General features: G+C 60.9%; 23 protein-coding genes. 21 read left to right on the forward strand and 2 right to left on the reverse strand.

Annotated elements, in window-relative coordinates; all coding sequences use genetic code 11:
• Positions 1 to 6: 6 nt before the first annotated feature.
• The 7 genes from fghA to rpoS all read left to right on the forward strand — a co-directional run bounded on the left by fghA (position 7) and on the right by rpoS (position 6,073).
• Positions 7 to 861: an S-formylglutathione hydrolase gene (gene fghA, locus LOY45_RS05885; protein ID WP_258578859.1), complete on the forward strand. Its 855-nt coding sequence runs from the start codon at positions 7 to 9 to the stop codon at positions 859 to 861.
• 71 nt (positions 862 to 932) lie between these two features.
• Positions 933 to 1,406 carry a 2-C-methyl-D-erythritol 2,4-cyclodiphosphate synthase gene (gene ispF, locus LOY45_RS05890; protein ID WP_115088365.1) on the forward strand — a complete coding sequence of 158 codons (474 nt, stop codon included), beginning with the start codon at positions 933 to 935 and terminating at the stop codon, positions 1,404 to 1,406.
• Positions 1,403 to 2,461 carry a tRNA pseudouridine(13) synthase TruD gene (truD, locus tag LOY45_RS05895; protein WP_115088364.1) on the forward strand — a complete coding sequence of 353 codons (1,059 nt, stop codon included), beginning with the start codon at positions 1,403 to 1,405 and terminating at the stop codon, positions 2,459 to 2,461. The genes ispF and truD overlap by 4 nt, the downstream gene beginning before the upstream one ends.
• Positions 2,449 to 3,198, forward strand: a complete 750-nt coding sequence (gene surE, locus LOY45_RS05900; protein ID WP_115088363.1) for a 5'/3'-nucleotidase SurE — start codon at positions 2,449 to 2,451, stop codon at positions 3,196 to 3,198. The genes truD and surE overlap by 13 nt, the downstream gene beginning before the upstream one ends.
• Positions 3,198 to 3,875, forward strand: coding sequence for a protein-L-isoaspartate(D-aspartate) O-methyltransferase (locus LOY45_RS05905; protein ID WP_115088362.1), 678 nt, complete (start codon positions 3,198 to 3,200; stop codon positions 3,873 to 3,875). Before surE ends, LOY45_RS05905 begins: the two co-directional genes overlap by 1 nt.
• Positions 3,876 to 4,056: 181 nt before the next feature.
• Positions 4,057 to 4,956, forward strand: coding sequence for a peptidoglycan DD-metalloendopeptidase family protein (locus tag LOY45_RS05910; protein WP_115088361.1), 900 nt, complete (start codon positions 4,057 to 4,059; stop codon positions 4,954 to 4,956).
• Between the two features lie 106 nt (positions 4,957 to 5,062).
• Complete coding sequence (rpoS, locus tag LOY45_RS05915) at positions 5,063 to 6,073, forward strand: RNA polymerase sigma factor RpoS (protein ID WP_115088360.1); 1,011 nt, start codon at positions 5,063 to 5,065, stop codon at positions 6,071 to 6,073.
• Positions 6,074 to 6,606: 533 nt separating this feature from the next.
• Here rpoS and fdxA read toward each other — a convergent pair.
• Positions 6,607 to 6,930, reverse strand: a complete 324-nt coding sequence (gene fdxA / locus LOY45_RS05920; RefSeq protein WP_038996711.1) for a ferredoxin FdxA — start codon at positions 6,928 to 6,930, stop codon at positions 6,607 to 6,609.
• A 140-nt stretch (positions 6,931 to 7,070) separates the two neighbouring features.
• Positions 7,071 to 9,638, reverse strand: a complete 2,568-nt coding sequence (gene mutS, locus LOY45_RS05925; protein ID WP_115088359.1) for a DNA mismatch repair protein MutS — start codon at positions 9,636 to 9,638, stop codon at positions 7,071 to 7,073.
• Positions 9,639 to 9,798: 160 nt separating this feature from the next.
• Between mutS and LOY45_RS05930 the strand changes: the two genes are divergently transcribed.
• From LOY45_RS05930 to LOY45_RS05995, 14 genes are all read left to right on the forward strand, one after another.
• Positions 9,799 to 10,542 carry a LexA family transcriptional regulator gene (locus tag LOY45_RS05930; RefSeq protein WP_115088356.1) on the forward strand — a complete coding sequence of 248 codons (744 nt, stop codon included), beginning with the start codon at positions 9,799 to 9,801 and terminating at the stop codon, positions 10,540 to 10,542.
• A 468-nt stretch (positions 10,543 to 11,010) separates the two neighbouring features.
• On the forward strand, positions 11,011 to 11,358 hold the full coding sequence (locus LOY45_RS05935) for a phage holin family protein (protein ID WP_115088354.1): 348 nt from the start codon (positions 11,011 to 11,013) through the stop codon (positions 11,356 to 11,358).
• Between the two features lie 234 nt (positions 11,359 to 11,592).
• Positions 11,593 to 12,141, forward strand: a complete 549-nt coding sequence (locus tag LOY45_RS05940) for a hypothetical protein (protein ID WP_233673339.1) — start codon at positions 11,593 to 11,595, stop codon at positions 12,139 to 12,141.
• Positions 12,142 to 12,261: 120 nt separating this feature from the next.
• Positions 12,262 to 12,780 carry a hypothetical protein gene (locus LOY45_RS05945; protein ID WP_115088352.1) on the forward strand — a complete coding sequence of 173 codons (519 nt, stop codon included), beginning with the start codon at positions 12,262 to 12,264 and terminating at the stop codon, positions 12,778 to 12,780.
• Complete coding sequence (locus tag LOY45_RS05950) at positions 12,777 to 13,337, forward strand: phage baseplate assembly protein V (RefSeq protein ID WP_134063990.1); 561 nt, start codon at positions 12,777 to 12,779, stop codon at positions 13,335 to 13,337. The genes LOY45_RS05945 and LOY45_RS05950 overlap by 4 nt, the downstream gene beginning before the upstream one ends.
• Positions 13,338 to 13,383: 46 nt before the next feature.
• Positions 13,384 to 13,710 (forward strand): GPW/gp25 family protein, encoded by a 327-nt coding sequence (locus LOY45_RS05955; RefSeq protein ID WP_115088350.1) that lies wholly within the window; start codon positions 13,384 to 13,386, stop codon positions 13,708 to 13,710.
• A complete protein-coding gene (locus LOY45_RS05960; RefSeq protein ID WP_115088349.1) occupies positions 13,707 to 14,588 on the forward strand; it encodes a baseplate J/gp47 family protein in 882 nt (293 codons plus the stop codon). The genes LOY45_RS05955 and LOY45_RS05960 overlap by 4 nt, the downstream gene beginning before the upstream one ends.
• A 1-nt stretch (position 14,589) precedes the next feature.
• Positions 14,590 to 15,195 (forward strand): phage tail protein I, encoded by a 606-nt coding sequence (locus tag LOY45_RS05965; RefSeq protein ID WP_115088348.1) that lies wholly within the window; start codon positions 14,590 to 14,592, stop codon positions 15,193 to 15,195.
• Complete coding sequence (locus LOY45_RS05970) at positions 15,192 to 16,850, forward strand: phage tail protein (RefSeq protein ID WP_258578860.1); 1,659 nt, start codon at positions 15,192 to 15,194, stop codon at positions 16,848 to 16,850. Before LOY45_RS05965 ends, LOY45_RS05970 begins: the two co-directional genes overlap by 4 nt.
• Before the next feature lie 185 nt (positions 16,851 to 17,035).
• The gene (locus LOY45_RS05975) at positions 17,036 to 17,539 is read left to right on the forward strand and encodes a gp53-like domain-containing protein (RefSeq protein ID WP_258578861.1); all 504 of its coding nucleotides are present in this window, start codon (positions 17,036 to 17,038) and stop codon (positions 17,537 to 17,539) included.
• 2 nt (positions 17,540 to 17,541) lie between these two features.
• Positions 17,542 to 17,973, forward strand: coding sequence for a phage tail assembly chaperone (locus tag LOY45_RS05980; protein WP_115088347.1), 432 nt, complete (start codon positions 17,542 to 17,544; stop codon positions 17,971 to 17,973).
• Positions 17,974 to 18,063: 90 nt separating this feature from the next.
• Complete coding sequence (locus tag LOY45_RS05985; protein ID WP_115088346.1) at positions 18,064 to 19,230, forward strand: phage tail sheath subtilisin-like domain-containing protein; 1,167 nt, start codon at positions 18,064 to 18,066, stop codon at positions 19,228 to 19,230.
• A 12-nt stretch (positions 19,231 to 19,242) separates the two neighbouring features.
• Positions 19,243 to 19,752 carry a phage major tail tube protein gene (locus tag LOY45_RS05990; RefSeq protein WP_258578862.1) on the forward strand — a complete coding sequence of 170 codons (510 nt, stop codon included), beginning with the start codon at positions 19,243 to 19,245 and terminating at the stop codon, positions 19,750 to 19,752.
• A gap of 9 nt (positions 19,753 to 19,761) precedes the next feature.
• Entirely contained in the window at positions 19,762 to 20,064 is a 303-nt protein-coding gene (locus LOY45_RS05995) for a phage tail assembly protein (protein ID WP_134063980.1), read from the forward strand.
• Positions 20,065 to 20,175: the final 111 nt, after the last annotated feature.

The raw sequence follows: 20,175 nt of genomic DNA on the forward strand, positions 1-20,175 counted from the left end.
TCTGCCATGAGCCTGGAAAACATCTCTTGCCAGAAGAGCTTCCGCGGCTGGCATAAACGCTACCGCCATCGCTCCCAGGTGCTCGGTTGCGACATGGTGTTTGCCGTGTACCTGCCACCGCAGGCCGAGCAGGGCGGCAAGCTGCCGGTGCTGTACTGGCTGAGCGGCCTGACCTGCACCGACGAAAATTTCATGCAGAAGGCCGGTGCACACAAGCTGGCTGCCGAGCTGGGATTGATCATCGTCGCCCCCGACACCAGCCCGCGTGGCCCGCAGGTGCCGGCTGATCCGGACGGCGCCTGGGATTTTGGCCTGGGTGCCGGTTTCTACCTCAACGCTACCGAGCAACCCTGGGCCCAGCACTACCGCATGCACGACTATGTGGTGGAGGAGCTGCCGGCGTTGGTCGAGGCGCATTTCCCGGCTTCCGACCAGCGCGGTATCAGTGGTCATTCCATGGGCGGCCATGGCGCGCTGGTCTGCGCCTTGCGCAACCCCGGACATTACCGTTCGGTGTCGGCGTTCGCGCCGATCAGCAACCCGATGGATTGCCCCTGGGGGCAGAAGGCCTTCAGCCGTTACCTGGGTGAGGACCGTACACGCTGGCGCGAATGGGATGCCAGCGTGTTGCTTGCCCAAGCCAGCGAGCGCTTGCCGCTGCTGGTTGACCAGGGCGATCGCGATGACTTCCTCGACAATCAGCTCAAACCGCAGATGCTGGAGCAGGTTGCAAGGGCGGCGGGCCATCCGCTGACCTTGCGGCTGCAGCCGGGGTATGACCACAGCTACTACTTCATCGCCAGCTTCATCGATGACCACTTGCGTCATCATGCCGCAGCGCTGACAGGTGCGGGTAACTGATCCTACAAATCAAGCCCAAGCGCCGGCAAAGCAGGTAGAATCACGCCCTGACTCAATCAGGGCGTTTTTTTATGCGTATTGGCCACGGCTACGATGTGCACCGCTTCGCGGAAGGCGATTTCATCACCTTGGGTGGGGTGCGCATTGCGCACAAGTTCGGGCTGCTGGCCCATTCCGATGGCGACGTCCTGCTGCACGCCCTGAGCGATGCCCTGCTTGGCGCTGCGGCGCTGGGCGATATCGGCAAGCACTTCCCCGACACCGATCCGCAGTTCAAGGGCGCCGACAGCCGCGTGCTGCTGCGCCACGTGGTGCAGATCGTCCAGGCCAAGGGCTGGAAGGTCGGCAATGTCGACGCCACCATCGTCGCCCAGGCGCCGAAGATGGCCCCGCATATCGACACCATGCGCCAGTTGATCGCCCAAGACCTGCAGGTCGAACTGGACCAGGTCAACGTCAAGGCCACCACCACCGAAAAACTCGGCTTCACCGGGCGTGAGGAAGGCATTGCCGTTCACGCCGTTGCCCTGTTGCTGCCGGCATGACCGAACTCGAACTGCTGGGCCCGCGTGCCGCGGGCGAAGCGCTGGGCAGCGCAATCCTCAAGGCGACCGCTGAAGACTTCCAGGTCGATGAAGTGCTCGACATTCCCCTGAGCGGAGCCGGTGAACACTTGTGGCTGTGGGTCGAAAAACGTGACCTGAATACCGAAGAGGCGGCCCGTCGCCTGGCCCGCGCCGCCGGTGTGCCGGTACGCAGCATCAGCTACGCCGGCCTCAAGGATCGCCAGGCCCTGACCCGCCAGTGGTTCAGCCTGCACCTGCCGGGCAAGGCCGACCCGGACCTGAGCGCGGCCGAAAACGAAACCCTGAGTATCCTCAAACAGGCCCGCCACTCGCGCAAACTGCAGCGTGGCGCGCATTCGGCCAACGGTTTTACCTTGCGCCTGACGGGCCTTAAGGCTGAGCGTGCGGCCCTGGATGCACGACTTGAGCAGATCCGCAGCCAGGGCGTACCGAACTATTTCGGCACCCAGCGCTTCGGTCATGGCGGTGGCAATGTGCACGATGCCCGCGACTGGGCCAGCCGCCAGGCGCTGCCAGAACAACGTAACGTCCGTTCGAGGCTGCTTTCCAGCGCCCGCAGCTATCTGTTCAACCAGGTGCTGGCCCAGCGTGTCGCCGATGGCAGCTGGCAGCAGGCCCAGGTCGGTGATCTGCTGGCGTTTACCGACAGCCGCAGCTTTTTTCCGGCGGGCGAGGCCGAATGTTCCGATCCGCGCCTGGCGATTCTTGACCTGCACCCTACCGGTCCGCTGTGGGGCGAAGGGCAGTCGGGCGCCACGGGTGCGGCCGGCGAGCTCGAACAACGTATCGGTGAGCAGCATGCGGCTTTGTGCCAGTGGCTGGCCCGGGCGGGCATGAGTCACGAACGACGCATTCTGCGACTGCCCATTAGCGGGCTGACGTGGCATTATCCCGAGCCTGATATCCTGCAACTGGAATTCGTCCTTCCGGCCGGATGCTTCGCCACCGTGGTGGTGCGCGAGCTTGTTGATCTGGTGCCGGCAGGGCAGACGGACAGCCCATGCGTATTCTGATTTCGAACGACGACGGGGTTACCGCACCCGGTCTCGCCGCGCTGCATGCTGCGCTGGCGGATTATGCCGAATGTGTGGTGATCGCCCCGGACCAGGACAAAAGCGGCGCCAGCAGTTCGCTGACGCTTGATCGGCCGTTGTGCCCGCAAACCTTGGCCAATGGTTTTATCAGCCTCAACGGCACGCCGACCGATTGCGTCCACCTGGGCCTCAACGGCCTGCTGGAGACCACCCCGGACATGGTGGTGTCGGGTATCAACCTGGGGGCCAACCTGGGCGATGACGTGCTGTATTCCGGCACCGTGGCCGCCGCTCTCGAGGGGCGCTTTCTCGGCGGTACCTCGTTCGCTTTCTCGTTGCTCTCGCGCCTGCCCGACAACCTGCCGACGGCCGCCTATTTCGCGCGTAAACTGGTCGAGGCCCATACCAGCCTCGAGCTGCCGCCGCGCACGGTACTCAACGTCAACATCCCCAACCTGCCGCTGGAGCACATCCGCGGCATCCAGTTGACCCGCCTGGGCCATCGCGCACGCGCAGCGGCACCGACCAAGGTGGTCAACCCGCGGGGCAAGGAAGGCTACTGGATCGCCGTGGCCGGTGATGCCGAAGACGGTGGCCCGGGTACGGATTTCCATGCGGTGATGCAGGGCTATGTCTCGATCACCCCGCTGCAGCTCGACCGGACCTTCAACGATGCCTTCGAGCGCCTCGATGGCTGGCTGGAGGGATTACTCTGATGCGCGAACAGGATGATCTGATGCGCCATGGTATCGGTTTTACCTCTGAGCGAACCCGCGAGCGGCTGATCAAGCGCCTGATCGAAGAAGGGGTGTCCAACCCCAAGGTGATCGACGTACTGCGCCGTACGCCCCGTCACCTGTTCGTCGATGAAGCCTTGGCCCACCGTGCCTACGAAGACACGGCGTTGCCGATTGGCAACAACCAGACCATCTCCCAGCCGTTCATGGTTGCGCACATGAGCGAACTGCTGCTCGAAGCCGGCCCGTTGGACAAGGTGCTGGAGATCGGCACCGGGTCCGGTTACCAGACCGCGATTCTCGCGCAACTGGTCGAGCGGGTATTTTCGGTGGAGCGCATCAAGGTTTTGCAGGATCGCGCCAAGGAGCGCCTGATCGAGCTGAACCTGCGCAACGTGGTATTCCGCTGGGGCGATGGCTGCGAGGGCTGGCCGGCACTGGCGCCGTACAACGGCATCATCGTCACCGCCGTGGCGCCAGAGGTGCCCCAGGCCTTGCTCGACCAGCTTGCCCCGGGCGGGCGCATGGTCATACCGGTGGGGCCGGCCGGCGAGACCCAGCAATTGATGCTGATCGTGCGTGAAGAGCACGGTTTCTCGCGACGGGTACTGGGCGCCGTGCGTTTTGTGCCATTGCTGACCGGGCCACTGGCCTGACCGGGCTTTTTTTTCGCTCGGGCGAATTTCGGCGGCATTGCCCTGTCTATCTGGCGGGCTACCATAGTCTGTTGCAGATCACGTTTGGCACAAGGCCTGACGTCCGCAGGGCGGCGCGCTCGGGTATAATTGCAACAATATTGCATTTCTAACATCGGTCACCATTTAGAGGGAGCGGCGGGTGGGTCACACAATCATTCGGCAGCGCAAGGATCCATCAAGCTTCAAGCTTCTGCTGATTGCACTGGCCGTGGGCACGCTGGTGACGGGGTGCTCCAGCACGTCCTCCAACAGCGTTCGCGTGGTCGATCGCAACAACGCCGCCCCTAAACGCCCCGTGGTCACCACCGGTCAGTACGTGGTGCGTCCCGGTGATACGCTGTTTTCCATTGCCTTTCGCTATGGCTGGGACTACAAGGCCCTGGCCGCGCGTAACGGTATCGCACCGCCGTATACCATTCGCCCGGGCCAGGCGATCCGTTTCGACGGCCGCTCCAGTGGCCCGGCGCCGGTTGCCGGCACCACAGTGGTGACCAGCTCGCCATCGTCCTCGAGCAAGACCACCATCATCAAGCGTCCGCTGGACAGCACCGGCAAGCCGATAACGCCTCCGGCCACTACAGCGCCTGCAACCACGCCAAACACCCCGCCAGTTGCCCCGGTGGTGGCTACCACCGCACCCGTGCAAGTCCCCCCTGCAGGGCGCTCCACGGCCGGCTGGGCCTGGCCGGCCAACGGCGTGTTGATTGGAAAATTCGCTTCAAACGGTAGTTTGAATAAAGGCATTGATATCGCCGGTGATTTGGGACAGCCTGTTTTTGCTGCATCTGATGGTTCGGTTGTCTACGCCGGGAGTGGCTTGCGGGGCTACGGCGAGTTGGTAATCATCAAGCACAACGATACCTACGTCAGTGCCTACGGCCACAACCGCAGGCTTTTGGTTCGGGAGGGACAGCAGGTCAAGGTAGGGCAGACAATTGCCGAAATGGGGTCCACGGGTACTGACCGGGTGAAGCTTCATTTTGAAATTCGCCGCCAGGGCAAACCTGTCGATCCGCTGCAATTCCTGCCACGTCGTTGATTGCTAGGCCCGGCCTGTTCCTCGCGTAGAGGGGACAGGCTCCAGCGCTGCCAAGGATATAGGCGTCGCTTGAGTCTGAGTTCGAACTCAGCAAAGGACTATAACAATGGCTCTCAGTAAAGAAGTGCCGGAGTCTGACATCGACGATGATGTTCTCCTGATGGAGACCGGCATTGTTTTGGAAACGGATGATGAGATGTTAGGCGAACCTGCTGTATCTACGGTTCGGACCAGGGCCAAACAAGGCTCTACGCTCAAACAGCACAAGTACATCGACTACACTCGGGCACTTGATGCGACCCAGCTTTACCTCAATGAAATCGGCTTCTCGCCATTGCTCTCACCGGAAGAAGAAGTGCACTTTGCGCGCCTGTCGCAACGTGGCGATCCGGCCGGGCGCAAACGCATGATCGAAAGCAACCTGCGCCTGGTGGTTAAAATCGCCCGGCGTTACGTCAACCGCGGGCTTTCGCTGCTCGACCTGATCGAGGAGGGCAACCTCGGCCTGATTCGTGCGGTCGAGAAGTTCGACCCGGAACGCGGCTTTCGTTTCTCTACCTACGCCACCTGGTGGATCCGGCAGACCATCGAACGGGCGATCATGAACCAGACCCGGACCATCCGTCTGCCCATTCACGTGGTCAAGGAACTCAACGTCTACCTGCGCGCCGCCCGTGAACTGACCCAGAAGCTCGATCACGAACCGTCCCCGGAAGAGATCGCCAGCCTGCTGGAAAAACCGGTCGGCGAGGTCAAGCGCATGCTTGGGCTCAACGAGCGGGTATCGTCGGTGGACGTGTCCCTGGGGCCTGATTCGGATAAAACCCTGCTCGATACCCTGACCGATGACCGTCCTACTGATCCGTGCGAGCTGCTTCAGGATGACGATCTGTCCCAGAGCATCGACCAGTGGCTCAGCGAGCTGACCGACAAGCAGCGCGAGGTGGTGATCCGCCGTTTCGGCCTGCGCGGTCATGAAAGCAGTACGCTTGAAGATGTTGGCCTGGAAATCGGCCTGACCCGGGAACGGGTGCGGCAGATCCAGGTAGAGGGCCTCAAGCGCTTGCGCGAGATCCTCGAGAAGAACGGCCTGTCCAGCGAGTCGCTGTTTCAATAAAACTGCGATATCGTTGTGAAGAGCGCCCCGACAAGTCGGGGCGTTTTTGCATCTGCAGAACACAGATTACCCGTGAACGGCTTCCCGATGGCGTTGTTGAAACATCCGGGTTTGGGCGCAATCCGACGGCGATGTTGGTACTGTTCTAGTTCATGTAAGCCATCGCTTACCCGTGATGTAAGTCATAGCTGTACGCTGTAGTAAATCGTTGTCGTTTTCAGTGTGCGCGTTTGTTTAAGCTACTGATATATAACGAATATTTTGTTTATGACAATATGGTTACCGCAGCTTTTTGAGAGCTTTGTGCTGTTGTGGTAAATCTTGGAAGCGCTAATATTTGTCCTGTGTCTACGGACTGACACAGGCTCTCAAGGATGAAAGCCAAGGACATCGCAGGATGCGATTCATCAGGATGATGAAAGGGAACAGAGGGACTACGGAAAAAATGTGGGCGGGTCAAACCGCCCCTTTTTTTTGCCCGCAATAAACATGAAAAAAGGCCCTTGAAGGGCCTTTTTTGTTGATCCGCGCGCTTAGCGCTCCAGATCGGCGATCTTGCCGGTCTTGCCATCCCATTCGGCGGCATCTGGCAGCGAGTCTTTCTTTTCAGTGATGTTCGGCCAGATTTCCGCCAGCTCGGCATTGAGCTCGATGAAGTTTTCCATGCCGGCAGGCACTTCGTCTTCCGAGAAAATGGCGACGGCGGGGCATTCAGGCTCGCACAGTGCACAGTCGATGCACTCGTCCGGGTGAATGACCAGGAAGTTCGGGCCTTCGTAGAAGCAGTCCACCGGACAGACTTCTACGCAGTCGGTGTACTTGCACTTGATGCAGTTGTCGGTGACGACGAAGGTCATTTCTAATTCTCTCCTCAGGCGACGGCAGCGGTGCCCTTCCAGACAGGGCCGCTCGGTTTGGTTGTTCGGCCGCAGGCCAGGCTAGTAACCTGCAGCGCCGCCAAACCGCGCGGGATTCTATCAGCTTGTGCGGGCGCGCGTTATAACAGAGTCTTCAGTGTATAGAGCATTTCGATAGCTTGACGCGGCGTCATGTTGTCCAGGTCCAGCTTTCCGAGCTTCTCGATGGCCGGATGCGGCAGGCTGGCAAACAGGTCACTCTGGTGCGGTACAGCTGGCGCACCTTGCTGCAAGGCAGGTGTTTCGTGGGGCAGGCTGGCAGTTTCCAGCCGGCCGAGGTGTTCACGGGCACGCTGGATCACCGGCGACGGCACGCCAGCCAGTTGCGCCACGGCCAGGCCGTAGCTCTGGCTGGCAGGGCCGGGCAGCACGTGGTGCAGGAACACGATACGCTCGTTGTGCTCGGTGGCGTTCAGGTGCACGTTGGCCACCAGCGGCTCGCTCTCCGGCAGTACCGTCAGCTCGAAGTAGTGAGTGGCAAACAGGGTGTAGGCACGCAACTGGGCCAGGCGCTCGGCGGCGGCCCAGGCCAGCGACAGGCCGTCGAAGGTACTGGTGCCGCGGCCGACTTCGTCCATCAGCACCAGGCTGCGCTCGGTGGCGTTGTGCAGGATGTTGGCGGTTTCGCTCATCTCGACCATGAAGGTCGAACGGCCGCCCGCCAGGTCATCGCTGGAGCCGATACGGGTGAAGATGCGGTCGACCAGTGACAGCTCGCAGGCAGCGGCCGGGACGAAGCTGCCGATATGCGCCATCAGCACGATCAGTGCAGTCTGGCGCATGTAGGTGGATTTACCGCCCATGTTCGGGCCGGTGATCACCAGCATCCGAGTGTTGTCATCCAGCGCCAGGTCGTTGGCCACGAACGGCGTGGTCAGCACCTGCTCGACCACCGGGTGACGGCCCTGGGTGATGCGCATGCACGGTTCGTCGACGAAGCGTGGGCAGTTCAGGTCCAGGTTCAGCGCCCGCTCGGCGAGGTTGCTCAGTACATCCAGCTCGGCCAGGGCCGCAGCGGTGTCCTGCAGCGGCGCCAGGTGACCGATCAGGTTCTCGAGCAAGGCGTCGTAGAGCATCTTCTCGCGGGCAAGTGCGCGGCTCTTGGCCGACAGCGCCTTGTCTTCGAAGGTTTTCAGCTCTGGCGTGATGAAACGCTCGGCGCCCTTGAGGGTCTGGCGACGGATGTAGTCAGCGGGCGCCTGCTCGGCCTGCTTGCTCGGCAGCTCGATGAAGTAGCCGTGCACGCGGTTGTAGCCGACCTTGAGGTTGGCAAGGCCGGTGCGGGCTTTCTCGCGGGCTTCCAGGTCGATCAGGAACTGCCCGGCGTTCTCGCTCATGGCCAGCAGCTCGTCCAGCTCGCTGTCGTAGCCGGTCTTGAGTACGCCGCCGTCGCGGATTACCGCGGGCGGATTGTCGATGATGGCTTTTGCCAGCAGGTCGGCCAGTTCCGGGTAGGTTCCGGCGATGGCCGCCAGGCGCGCCAGATGCGGCGCCTCCAGCTCGGCCATGGCGTTTTGCAGTTCAGGCAGGGCGCCGAGGGCATCACGCAGGCGTGCCAGGTCCCGTGGCCGGGCGTTGCGCAAGCCGATACGGGCGAGGATCCGCTCGAGGTCGCCGATTTCCTTGAGCTGCGGTTGCAGTTTCTCGAAACGATAGCCATCGAGCAGGCAGCGAATCGAGCCCTGACGCGCCTGCAGCACCTTCAGGTCGCGCAGCGGGCGGTTCAGCCAGCGGGTCAGCAGGCGGCTGCCCATGGCGGTCTGGCAACGGTCAATGACCGATTGCAGGGTGTTGTCGCGGCCGCCGGCCAGGTTCACGTCCAGCTCGAGGTTGCGGCGGCTGGCGCCGTCGAGCACCACGGTGTCGTCCAGGCGTTCATGCTTGAGGCTGCGCAGGTGCGGCAGGGCGGTACGCTGGGTTTCCTTGGCGTAGCCGAGCAGGCAACCCGCGGCGCCGATGGCCAGGGTCAGCTTCTCGCAGCCAAACCCCTTGAGGTCCTGGGTGGCGAACTGCTGGCAAAGGCTTTTACGTGCCGAATCGCGGTCAAAATCCCACGGTGCACGGCGACGGGTGCCACGGCGTTTTTCTGCCGGCAGGCCCTGGGGCCAGTCGTCGGGAATCAGCAACTCGACCGGGTTGATGCGTTCGAGCTCGGCCAGCAGGTTTTCCCAGCCCTTGATTTCGAGCACGCTGAAGTTGCCGCTGGTGATGTCCAGCACGGCCAGGCCGAACAGGCGCTCGTCACCCAGCACGGCGGCGATCAGGTTGTCGCGACGCTCGTCGAGCAGCGCTTCGTCACTGACCGTACCGGGGGTGATGATGCGTACCACCTGGCGCTCGACCGGGCCCTTGCTGGTGGCCGGGTCGCCGATCTGCTCGCAGATCACCACCGATTCGCCCAGCTTCACCAGCTTGGCCAGGTAGCCCTCGGCCGCATGGAAGGGGATACCGCACATGGGAATCGACTGGCCCGCCGACTGGCCGCGGGCGGTCAGGGTGATGTCCAGGAGTTTGGCGGCCTTCTTCGCGTCTTCGTAGAAGATCTCGTAGAAGTCGCCCATGCGGTAGAACATCAGCTGGTCCGGGTGCTGGTTTTTCAGCTTCCAGTACTGCTGCATCATCGGGGTGTGTGCGGAAAGATCGCTCATTGCAAAAACTTGGCTCGCAGTGTCGTTGTAGACCAAAGGCAAGCGGGCAATGGTACAGGGATTTTGCCTGGGCTGCCGAGGGCAAACGGGCGGGCGCGACCATTTGTCCGTGCATATCCGTGCATAACAGGGTTTGCATTCTATTGAAGGCCCCGGCATTATGCATTTTATGCAAAAACGCAACGTAGCATCCGTCTTAAGAGCATTGCTCGATCGCCACGGTCTCTCCCCCACGGAGCTGCACCGGCGTACCGGCGTGCCGCAATCCACCCTGTCGCGCATCCTCAGCGAGAAAATCGTCGATCCGTCCGACAAGCACGTGTCGAAGATCGCCGAGTATTTCGGTGTAAGCACCGACCAGCTGCGCGGTCGCGTCGAGCTCGGCGAAAGCCGTGAAGCCGCGCCGGCGCGTAGCCACGCCGAGTTGCACGACATCAGCCTGTGGGATGACGACACCCCCGTCGAGGACGACGAAGTGTCCATTCCGTTTCTTCGCGAGGTCGAGTTGGCAGCAGGATCAGGAAGATTCGTCATCGAAGAAAGCGAGAAGGCCAGCCTGCGTTTCGGCAAGCGCAGCCTGCGTCACAATGGTGTGCAGTTCGATCAGGCCAAGTGCGTGACGGTGCGCGGCAACAGCATGTTGCCGGTATTGCGTGATGGCGCCACGGTCGGCGTCAATGCCGGCAAGAGCGGCATCGGCGATATCGTCGACGGCGATCTGTATGCCATCAACCACAACGGCCAGTTGCGGGTGAAGCAGCTCTATCGCCTGCCTACCGGCATTCGCCTGCGCAGCTTCAACCGCGATGAGCACCCGGATGAAGACTACAGCTTCCAGCAGATGCAGGAAGAGCAGATCAGCATCCTTGGGCATGTGTTCTGGTGGGGCATGTACGCCCGCTGAGTAGGCTGTTTCTTTTGAAAACCCGCTTTGGCGGGTTTTTTTTCGCCTTCAGAAAAGCAATCCAGCCCAAGCAGATCAAGGCTTACATGCGTAGGTGCATTTTCTTATGCATAAATATTTCCACAAATGCATTGACTGCATATGCATAAATGCATAATCTTTGCCTCACGCCGGTCGACACCGGCAGTGACAAAGGCAGCGATGAACAGGCCTGAACTGTTCAGAGGGTTGGCAACTGGCCCGGGTGCGCAGCGTAAAGCACCAGAAGCAGTTATCCGGCGGGCAGGTGGCCGCGGCCGGAGGAACAATTTGAAGCGGAGTTGCCCAGCGCACCAGTCGTGGCGGGCGGTTCGACAACGCATTACTGAAAAGCCTGGGGAGGCCGGGCTTTTTGGAATGCCGAGTGATCGGTTCTACAACAAACGCCGCTGGCAAGCTGCCGAGCGGAACTACCAAGGAGACAGGACAGTGACAAACGAGCAACAGACGTTGCTGGAAATGCCGATCTGGCTGGTGATCGTCCTGGCCTTGCTGGGCGGCCTTTCCGGAGAGATGTGGCGCGCGGACAAGGCCGGCGCTCGGGGCTGGGCGCTTTTTCGGCGCCTGGTATTGCGCTCGGGGGCCTGCATGGTCTGCGGCGTGTCCACGGTGATGCTGCTGTACGCCAGCGGCATGTCGATCTGGAGCGCCAGCGCCTTCGGCTGCCTTACCGCCATGGCCGGCGCCGATGTCGCCATCGGCCTTTATGAACGATGGGCGGCGAAGCGCTTGGGGGTTGAACCTGCAAGTGGTGCAAAGGGGGAGAGTGAACACTGAGTTCAACACCCGGACAAGGTCTGGCGCTATGGCTGACCAGTCAATACGGCCACTCATTCCAGGCCGTGTTGGCATACCTTCATTGCGGGGGCTGGGCGAGGGAGATAATCGTGTCAGGAAAAATGGATATTTTCATTGGCGTGGTTGATAAACGAGCAGCCAGAGGTTCTATGTTAGGGGGACGGATGCCCATGGATGTTGGGCATCCTTTTTTGCAGCAAAAGCGAATGGTGCATGTCTGACTCTTGGCTGTCGTTGTTTCGTGGAAAAACAGTCTACGAGCAAATCAGGGTTCTGCTAGGGATGGCAGGTGTTTTTTTGTTGATGGGGCTTACCTTCCTGCTTTTTGTTCAATCATTTGACAAACTCGGGGATGAAGCACCGACTCTGTTCAAAGGGCAGATTGTCAGTGTCCCCACCGAGATGCGCCAAGACAGTTCGACCGTGTACTTCCAGGTTCGACTGACTGAAGCGAACCCGCGCCCCTCGTCCAAACAGATAGTCTATGTCTCGAAAGAACTCTACCAAGCCGCGGGCCTGGCGCCAGGGGTGATGGTTGATGTTTTTGCGAGTGGTGGGGTGGACGAACTGAAGATTCGCGAAGTTCTGAATAGTGACGGGCGCGTTGTCTTCGATGAGCGCTTTGATCGTCGGATCACTTCAGTCAAGAACCACGACCTGATTCGTTATTTTTCCTACTTTATGATGATGACGCTTATCTGCTGCAGCTTCGCCGGTGTGCTCTGGTTTCGCCAGACACTTTTGTTACGGGCTAGCCGATAACTAACGGGTGCTCATGGGTGCCTTTACAACAGCTTCGATGAACCCGCCTTATGGCGGGTTTATTTTTGCCTGTTTTTAGCCGCGAATAGCCTTTGCGAGCTCCACGACACAGGACTGATCATGAGCGAACTGAACCGCTTGCATGAGGCGATCAGCGCGACTATCAAGGCCGCCTTGCCTCAGTTTGAAACCGTCGACGCCTATGGGGCGGCGGACCAGCACACAGCGCTGCCAGCGTTGTTTCATTCCATTTCCAGCCTTAAACCGGCAAATGATCCAGGCGACGGTCGTTCGTGCGTCATCGCGACCGTTGAAGCGCGCATCGTGATTGACTCCGGTCGCCAACACGCGGCATTGGAAGCTGTCACTTTGGCTACCCAACTGATCGTACTGTTGCGCAAACAATTCTGGGAGCTGGAGTTTGTTGAAGCGGCGATGAGTGTGCTGGCCGAGCCTGTTCAACCGGTTCCGGGGGCAACCCCTGCCGTTGGCTGGTTGGTGCAATGGCAGCAGATCCTGCACCTGGGAACCGTGCAGTGGCCATGGCCTGATCAACCGGGCCCACTCGCTTTTGCCTTCAGCCCCGACACCGGTCCGGGCTTTGAAGCGGATTACCAATCGCCGGAGGACATGCAATGAGCTACGCCAGTGCCATGCACGACCGCATGCTCGCCGGCCTGGTGATTCCTTGCCGGGTGGTCGCCGTTGACCTTGCCGCCGCCCGGGTGCGGGTGTCCGACGGCGCCGGCTGGACCAGCGCCTGGTTGCGCTGGCACAGCCAGGCCGCCGGCAAGGCCCGCCACTGGCGCGCACCCAGCCTTAACGAGCAAGGGGTGTTGATCAGCCCAAGTGGCGAGCCGGCCCAAGGCACCTTCGTGCCGGGCCTGTACGGTAACGCCGGCGCACCAGCGGACAACCGCGAGCATGTCGAGGTCTGGCGTTTCGACGATGGTGGCTCGCTGGTTTACGACTGGCAGGCCCGCAGTTACAGCATCGAGTTGCCCAGCGGTACCGTCAGCATCAAGGTCGGCGGCAGTTCGGCAGTGGTGACCGACCAGGCCATCGAGGCGAAAGCCGCCAGCATCACCCTGACCGGTGAGGTGCAGATCAACGGTCCGCTGCGGGTAACCGGCGACATCCTCGGTGGCGGCAAGATCATCGACACGGGCGGCAACACCGCCAATCACAAACACTGAAAACCAGCCCGCCCACTGCGGGCTTTTTTACGCCTGGAGAACATCAATGATCGGCATGGATCGCCGGAGCGGCCAGCCGTTATCCGGCATTGCACATTTGCGTCAGTCCATCGAAGACATCCTCACCACACCGCTCGGCGGCCGGCGCATGCGCCCGGAATACGGCAGCAAGCTGCGCCGCTTCGTCGATCTGCCGGTCAACGAAGGCTGGAAAAGCGCGGTGCAGGCAGAGGTGGCACGCGCACTGGGCCGTTGGGAGCCGCGTCTGAAGCTGGAGCGGGTCAGGGTAACGGGGGTGGTTGGTGGGCGGATCACTTTGCAACTGAGCGGACAGTACCTGGGAGCCAACCAGACTTTGGAGGTGACGGCATGAGTAGTGTGGATCTTTCGGCGCTGCCCGCGCCGCAGGTGCTGGAAGACCTCGATTTCGAGGCGCTCTTCCAGGCTGACCTGGCGACCTTCCGGTCGCATATGGGCGACAACTGGGACGCCGCAGTCGAAAGCGATCCGGTGACCAAGCTGCTGGAAGTCGGCGCCTATCGCAAGCTGCTCAACCGCGCGCGGGTCAACGATGCCGCCAAGGCGCTGTTGCTGGCTTATGCGCAGGGTTCCGACCTGGATCAACTGGCGGCCAATGTGCAACTGCAGCGGCTGGTGGTGCAGGCACAAGACCCCGGCACGGTACCGCCAACGCCACAGGTGCTCGAAGAAGACGACGCCCTGCGCGAGCGGGTGCAACTGGTCTATGAAGGGTTGACCACGGCGGGGCCGCGCAACAGCTACATCCTGCATGCCCGCAACGCTTCCGGGCAGGTGGCCGATGCCACGGCCGAAAGCCCGTTGCCGGCCCAGGTGGTGGTGACGGTGCTGGCGCTCGAGGGCGATGGCAGCGCCGCAGCCGAGCTACTGGACACCGTACGGCTCAAGCTCAATGACGATGACGTGCGTCCGGTTGGTGACCGCCTGACGGTGCAAGGCGCGCAGATTCTGCGCTACCGCATCGATGCGGTGGTGCACATGAGCGGCAACGGCCCGGAGATCGAAGCGACGCTTGCCGAGTGCAAACGCCGGCTGCAAGCCTGGATCAATCCGCGCCGGCGCCTGGGTGTCGAAGTGGCCCGTTCGGGCGTGGATGCCCAATTACACATCAACGGCGTCAGCCGGGTCGACCTGAACAACTGGGCCGACCTCCGCCCGACCCGGGCGCAAGCGGCCTGGTGCGAAGGGATCACTGTGACGCGAGGAAGCTGACATGGACAGTCTGCTCCCGCTCAACGGTACCGATCTCGAACAGGCCATCGAGGCCGCTGGTTTTGAAACTACCGAAATACCCCTGCGTGCGCTGTACAACCCCGACACCTGCCCGGCGCACTTGCTGCACCAACTGGCCTGGGCCTGGTCGGTAGACCGCTGGGATGAAACCTGGCCAGAGGCAATCAAGCGCTCGGTGATCCGCTCGGCGTTCTATGTGCATGCGCACAAAGGGACTATCGGCGCGTTGCGCCGGGTGGTGGAGCCGCTGGGTTACCTGATCGAAGTGAAGGAGTGGTGGCAGACGGTACCGCAAGGCGTGCCGGGCACTTTTGCGCTTCAGGTCGGGGTACTGGAGAACGGAATCTCCGAGGAAATGTATCAGGAGCTGACCCGGCTGATCGATGACGCCAAGCCGGTCAGTCGCCACCTGACGGGGCTTGCGATCACGCTCGCCACTACCGGGCATCTTCGCTTGGCGATGAGCGTGTCCGAAGGTGATGAGATTGACGTTTTTCCTCCTGCGTCCCGCGACATTGAAGTCAAGGGCGGCTTCGGCCCTGTGGGTCGCACACACCACATCGAAACTCTGGACGTTTATTTATGACTGATCAAAACAGCCAGTTCTTTGCCATTCTCACGGCAATAGGTGAGGCCAAGCAGGCCAACGCCGATGCCCTGGGCGTGCCTTGGACCTTTGCGCAAATGGGTGTAGGTGATGCCAACGGCACCGATCCTACCCCGTCCCGAACCCAGACCCGACTGATCAACGAGCGCCGCCGTGCGCCGCTCAATCAGGTCAAGGTCGACCCCGCCAATGCAAGCATCGTGATCGCCGAACAGGTTATCCCTCCCGACGTTGGCGGCTGGTGGATCCGGGAAATAGGGCTTTACGATGCCGACGGTGATCTGGTGGCCGTAGCCAACTGTGCACCGAGCTTCAAACCGCTGCTCACCCAGGGCTCCGGCAAGACGCAAGTCGTGCGCATGAACTTCATCGTTACCAGCGCAGCCAACGTGACCTTGAAGATTGACCCCGCCGTAGTGCTGGCCACCCGTGAGTTTGTAGAGCTGCGGTTGTCCGAGGAAATCGGCAAGCTGGATAGCAAGAACAGCGTACGCGCGGCAACTACAGGGCCAATTGACCTGGGTGGTCTGCCTGTATTGGATGGTATTGCAATCCGCGCCGGGGACCGGGTGCTGGTCAAGGACCAGGTGCAAGCCAGGGAGAACGGAATCTACGTTGCCGGTACCGACGCGTGGGTACGTGCGCACGACGCGAACGGCGATGGGGACGTGACACCTGGCCTTACTGTGATGGTCGAGCAAGGGATCAAGCTGGCGGACACGCAATGGGTACTCGTCACAGACGCACCCATCGTGTTGGGCTCTACAGCGTTACAGTTTCAAAATCTCACGCCTGGATACAATGGCGTAACCGCTCGAAATACCAGTGGTCAAATCACTGCTGGCGATGCGGGCAAGATGTTCTATTTCTATGGCAACGCGACGGATCAGGTTTTGACCTTGCCACATGCGTCCGAGTTGCATCAAGGCGCAAAGCTGAACTTGCAGAATATGGGCTCTGTGCCGGTTGAACTGTTTCCAGCTGAAGGGGAGAAGATTTGGGTTGGCGGCAGCAATTCGCTCCCGTCGTTGACAATGCACCCGTGTACTGAGCTCGAACTGGTCCGCGTTCATCCTACCGAGTGGTTTGCTCAAGGCACAGGCACGGTGTACAGGATGAGGAATTTGCCGACCGTGCCCACCGGATCAAATGACGGTCGATTGGCAAGCACCGGTTTTGTCCAGCAGGAGTTGTCAGCGGAGCGTGGCAGTGCGGCACCGTTGATGGATGGCGCTGCGATTGCTGGTGTTTCGACGAAAAAGTCGCGCGAAGATCACCGTCACCCAACGGACAGCACTCGAGCGCCGGTAGATTCACCCATTTTTACGGGGACACCCAGGGCGCCGACAGCAGCAGCTGGGGCAACGGGTAATCAGATCGCAACGTTGGATTTTTGCCGGCTATTGGTCGCGGCTTTGGTTGACTCGGCGCCGACTGCGCTCGATACCCTCAACGAGCTAGCCGCAGCGTTGGGCAATGACCCTAACTTTGCCACCACCATGCTCAATCAACTGGCTACCAAAGCCAACCGCTCCTCAACCCTGGCCGGTTACGGCATTACCGACGCAATTCCAAACCGCAACCCACTGGCAGGGGAAGCCTTGATGTTCATGGCGGTCAATTTGCATTTCTGACGTCTCTTTTTGAGTCGACGATTGCACAGAATGCTTACTACGATGGCGCCTCCTGGGTCAGGCATGATCCAAGCAAGAGTTCTGTTGCCCTCGTAGCGGCAGGCGGTTATGCAGGGGTGCGCAGGTGGCCTGCCGGAGCGCCGGTAGGCGATGCTGGGGTCAGCCATGAGGTTGTAGATTTTGGCATGCAGGCCACCGAGCCGGAAATCGATGCAGGTACCACCTCGCTCAAGTGGATAAGTGTGGCCGGCGTGGCTCGTTTCGTCGCCCGGACAGTGAAACAAGCGACAGAAGCGCTGGCCGGCCTTGCGCGCATCGGCACTCAAGCCGAAGTCAATGCAGGGACGGACGACACCCTGATTGTGACGCCAAAGAAACTGCGCTTCGGCGTGGCCTACAGCCTGACGCAGAATGGCTATATCGCACTTCCCTATTGGCTTGGCGGCTTCATTTTTCAATGGGGTTACGTCTACGAGTCTCAAGGGAGCACGGACTATCGCAATTTCTCCATTCCGTTCCCCAACAACGCGTTCGGCATGAACATTACTATCGAGGCGGCCACCACCGGTGGGCATGCCGGTAGCTATGGGCACGTGGTGCAAGTGGTTAACCGGAATGCGTTCCTGTGGTCCGTTGGCGGTTCGCTAGGCGGAGCAGGATATGGATATTACTGGGCGTGGGGGAACTAAAGATGTCTGATAGATACTGGTTCGTTGTAGCTGAAGATGGACGTTTGATTGGCCGTTTGGACACGGTGGTGAATCGAGAGGTGCCAGAGGGCGCTATTCCTGTGAGCAGTAAGTCATTTGAGCAAAGTCTTACTCTTCAACGAGGCCAACAGTGTTACTACGTTAATGGCGTAGTTGAGTATCGGGCGCTTGAAGGGCTGGCAGCCGTTGAGCAACGTGCTTGGCGAAATTCGGAGTTGTCCAGGGTCGAGTGGTTACGCAACCGGCACCGAGACGAAGAGGATCTGCAGCGCAAGTCTACTTTAACCGTGACGCAATTTACCGAGTTGTTGGGCTATATGCAGCAGCTGCGTGACTGGCCGCAAGCCGAGGTTTTCCCGGAGAACGAGCATAAACCTGTAGCGCCGTCCTGGATCGCCACCCAAATCCAATAAAGCCCCGCACCGCCGGGGCTTTTTCTTATCCGCAACAAACCCTCTGAAGGCCCCGCACTGCGGGGCCTTTGCATTTCTGGAGACTTACCCATGAGTGGATTCTTCCACGGCGTTACCGTTACCAACGTCGACACCGGCGCACGTACCATCGCGCTGCCTTCTTCCTCGATCATCGGCTTGGTCGACACCTTCACCGAAGGCCCGGGCGCAACCGCCAAGGCCAACGACCTGGTGCTGATTACCAGCGAGCGTGAAGCCATCGCCGCGTTCGGCGCCGATGCGGCAATCACCCGCGCCTGCCAGGCCATCTACAGCCGCGCCAAGGCGGTGATCGTCGCTTGCGGCGTGGCCAAGCTTGAAGAAGAGGCGGCGCAGACCTCGGCCATCATCGGCGGCGTGCTGGCCGACGGCAAACGCACCGGCCTGCAGGCGCTGCTGGACGGCAAAAGCCGTTTCAACGCCCAGCCTCGCTTGCTGGTGACGCCAAAACACAGCGCCACCCTGGCGGTCGGTACTGCCCTGGTGGCCCTGGCCGACAAGCTGCGCGGCCTGGCCATTATCGATGGCCCGAACACCACCGACGAGGCGGCCATCGCCTACGCCGAGAACTTCGGCGCCAAGCGTGCCTACCTGGTCGACCCGGGCGTGCAGTACTGGGACACCGGCAAGAGCGCGACCCTCGATGCCCCTGCGTCGGCCTGGGTTGCCGGTCTGTTCGCCTGGACCGACAGCGAGTACGGCTTCTGGGCCTCGCCATCGAACAAGGAGTTCGTCGGCATCACCGGCACCAGCCGCGCGATCGAATACCTGGATGGCGATGCCACCTGCCGGGCCAACCTGCTCAACAACGCCAACATCACCACCGTGATCCGCGATGACGGTTTCCGCCTGTGGGGCAACCGTACCCTGAGCAGCGATCCGAAGTGGGCCTTCGTCACCCGCGTGCGGACCATGGACATCGTCATGGACGCGATCCTCTACGGCCACAAGTGGGCAGTCGACCGCTCGATCACCGCAACCTACGTCAAGGATGTGACCGAAGGTCTGCAGGCGTTCATGCGTGATCTGAAAGCCCAGGGCGCAATCATCAATTTCGAAGTGTTCGCCGACCCCGAGCTGAACACCGCCAGCCAGCTGGAGCAAGGCAAGGTCTACTGGAACATCCGTTTCACCGACGTGCCGCCAGCCGAGAACCCGAACTTCCGTGTCGAGGTCACCAACCAGTGGTTGACCGAAGTCCTCGACCAAGCCGTTTAAGGAGCAATAACCATGGCAATGATTCCCGAAACCCTGGCGAACCTGAACCTGTTCGTCGATGGCGTCAGCTTTCAAGGTGACGTCCCCAGCCTGACCCTGCCAAAGCTCACCCTGAAGATGGAGGAGCACCGTGCCGGCGGCATGGACATGGCGATTGAAATCGACCAGGGCATGGAGAAGCAGGAAGCTGGCTTCGTCACTACCGGCGTGCGCCGCGAGTCGCTGAAGTTTTTCGGCCTGGCCGACGGCTCGGCCTTCAACGGCACCTTCCGCGGTGCCTTCAAAGGCCTCAAAGGCAAGATCACCCCGGTCATCGTCACCCTGCGCGGGGCGCTGAAAGAAATCGACATGGGCGACTGGAAGCCGGGCGACAAGGCCGAGATCAAGCACAACGTGGCCGTGACCTACTACAAGCTCGAAGTCGATGGCCGCCTGGTCTACGAAATCGATCCGCTGGGCATGAAGCGCGTCATCAATGGCGTCGACCAACTCGCCGCCCAACGTTCGGCCCTGGGCCTGTAAGGGGATCACATGACTCAAGCAAACAAGACGCCGAGCTGGCTGGCCGTGAGCGCCGAGCGGGTTGTCGTGACGTTGACCAGGCCGTCCGAGGCCAATGGTGTTCACGTCGACAGCCTGTCCCTGCGGGCACCGACCGTACGTGACATTCGTTCCGCGCAATCGGTGGCGAACAGTGACGATGAGCAACGTGAGCTGAACCTTTTTGCCTCGCTGGCCGAGGTGGGGGTCAAGGACCTTGAAGGGCTTGCCCTGAAAGACTACAGCCGCTTGCAGGCCGGTTATTTTCGCCTGGTGCAAGACGACGAGGTTTGACCCCAGGGTGCAGAGGGCGGCGGCAAAGCGCCTGGCCAGGGAGCTGAACTTTACTGCCGCTGAAATCATGACCATGTCGTTCAGCGATATGGTCTGGTGGCTCTCGGATTA

The organism is Pseudomonas wadenswilerensis, assembly GCF_024749185.1.
Lineage (GTDB): Bacteria > Pseudomonadota > Gammaproteobacteria > Pseudomonadales > Pseudomonadaceae > Aquipseudomonas > Aquipseudomonas wadenswilerensis.

What these genes read in the sequence shown, in the direction of transcription:
- LOY45_RS05975 (WP_258578861.1), top strand. Translation starts at nt 17,036, where the DNA reads ATGCAGGCCACCGAGCCGGAAATCGATGCAGGTACCACCTCGCTCAAG.
- mutS (WP_115088359.1), bottom strand. Translation starts at nt 9,638, where the DNA reads ATGAGCGATCTTTCCGCACACACCCCGATGATGCAGCAGTACTGGAAG.
- LOY45_RS05990 (WP_258578862.1), top strand. Translation starts at nt 19,243, where the DNA reads ATGGCAATGATTCCCGAAACCCTGGCGAACCTGAACCTGTTCGTCGAT.
- LOY45_RS05905 (WP_115088362.1), top strand. Translation starts at nt 3,198, where the DNA reads ATGCGCGAACAGGATGATCTGATGCGCCATGGTATCGGTTTTACCTCT.
- LOY45_RS05945 (WP_115088352.1), top strand. Translation starts at nt 12,262, where the DNA reads ATGAGCGAACTGAACCGCTTGCATGAGGCGATCAGCGCGACTATCAAG.
- ispF (WP_115088365.1), top strand. Translation starts at nt 933, where the DNA reads ATGCGTATTGGCCACGGCTACGATGTGCACCGCTTCGCGGAAGGCGAT.
- truD (WP_115088364.1), top strand. Translation starts at nt 1,403, where the DNA reads ATGACCGAACTCGAACTGCTGGGCCCGCGTGCCGCGGGCGAAGCGCTG.
- LOY45_RS05995 (WP_134063980.1), top strand. Translation starts at nt 19,762, where the DNA reads ATGACTCAAGCAAACAAGACGCCGAGCTGGCTGGCCGTGAGCGCCGAG.
- surE (WP_115088363.1), top strand. Translation starts at nt 2,449, where the DNA reads ATGCGTATTCTGATTTCGAACGACGACGGGGTTACCGCACCCGGTCTC.
- rpoS (WP_115088360.1), top strand. Translation starts at nt 5,063, where the DNA reads ATGGCTCTCAGTAAAGAAGTGCCGGAGTCTGACATCGACGATGATGTT.
- LOY45_RS05965 (WP_115088348.1), top strand. Translation starts at nt 14,590, where the DNA reads ATGGACAGTCTGCTCCCGCTCAACGGTACCGATCTCGAACAGGCCATC.
- fdxA (WP_038996711.1), bottom strand. Translation starts at nt 6,930, where the DNA reads ATGACCTTCGTCGTCACCGACAACTGCATCAAGTGCAAGTACACCGAC.
- LOY45_RS05960 (WP_115088349.1), top strand. Translation starts at nt 13,707, where the DNA reads ATGAGTAGTGTGGATCTTTCGGCGCTGCCCGCGCCGCAGGTGCTGGAA.
- LOY45_RS05950 (WP_134063990.1), top strand. Translation starts at nt 12,777, where the DNA reads ATGAGCTACGCCAGTGCCATGCACGACCGCATGCTCGCCGGCCTGGTG.
- fghA (WP_258578859.1), top strand. Translation starts at nt 7, where the DNA reads ATGAGCCTGGAAAACATCTCTTGCCAGAAGAGCTTCCGCGGCTGGCAT.
- LOY45_RS05985 (WP_115088346.1), top strand. Translation starts at nt 18,064, where the DNA reads ATGAGTGGATTCTTCCACGGCGTTACCGTTACCAACGTCGACACCGGC.
- LOY45_RS05970 (WP_258578860.1), top strand. Translation starts at nt 15,192, where the DNA reads ATGACTGATCAAAACAGCCAGTTCTTTGCCATTCTCACGGCAATAGGT.
- LOY45_RS05930 (WP_115088356.1), top strand. Translation starts at nt 9,799, where the DNA reads ATGCATTTTATGCAAAAACGCAACGTAGCATCCGTCTTAAGAGCATTG.
- LOY45_RS05955 (WP_115088350.1), top strand. Translation starts at nt 13,384, where the DNA reads ATGATCGGCATGGATCGCCGGAGCGGCCAGCCGTTATCCGGCATTGCA.
- LOY45_RS05980 (WP_115088347.1), top strand. Translation starts at nt 17,542, where the DNA reads ATGTCTGATAGATACTGGTTCGTTGTAGCTGAAGATGGACGTTTGATT.
- LOY45_RS05940 (WP_233673339.1), top strand. Translation starts at nt 11,593, where the DNA reads ATGTCTGACTCTTGGCTGTCGTTGTTTCGTGGAAAAACAGTCTACGAG.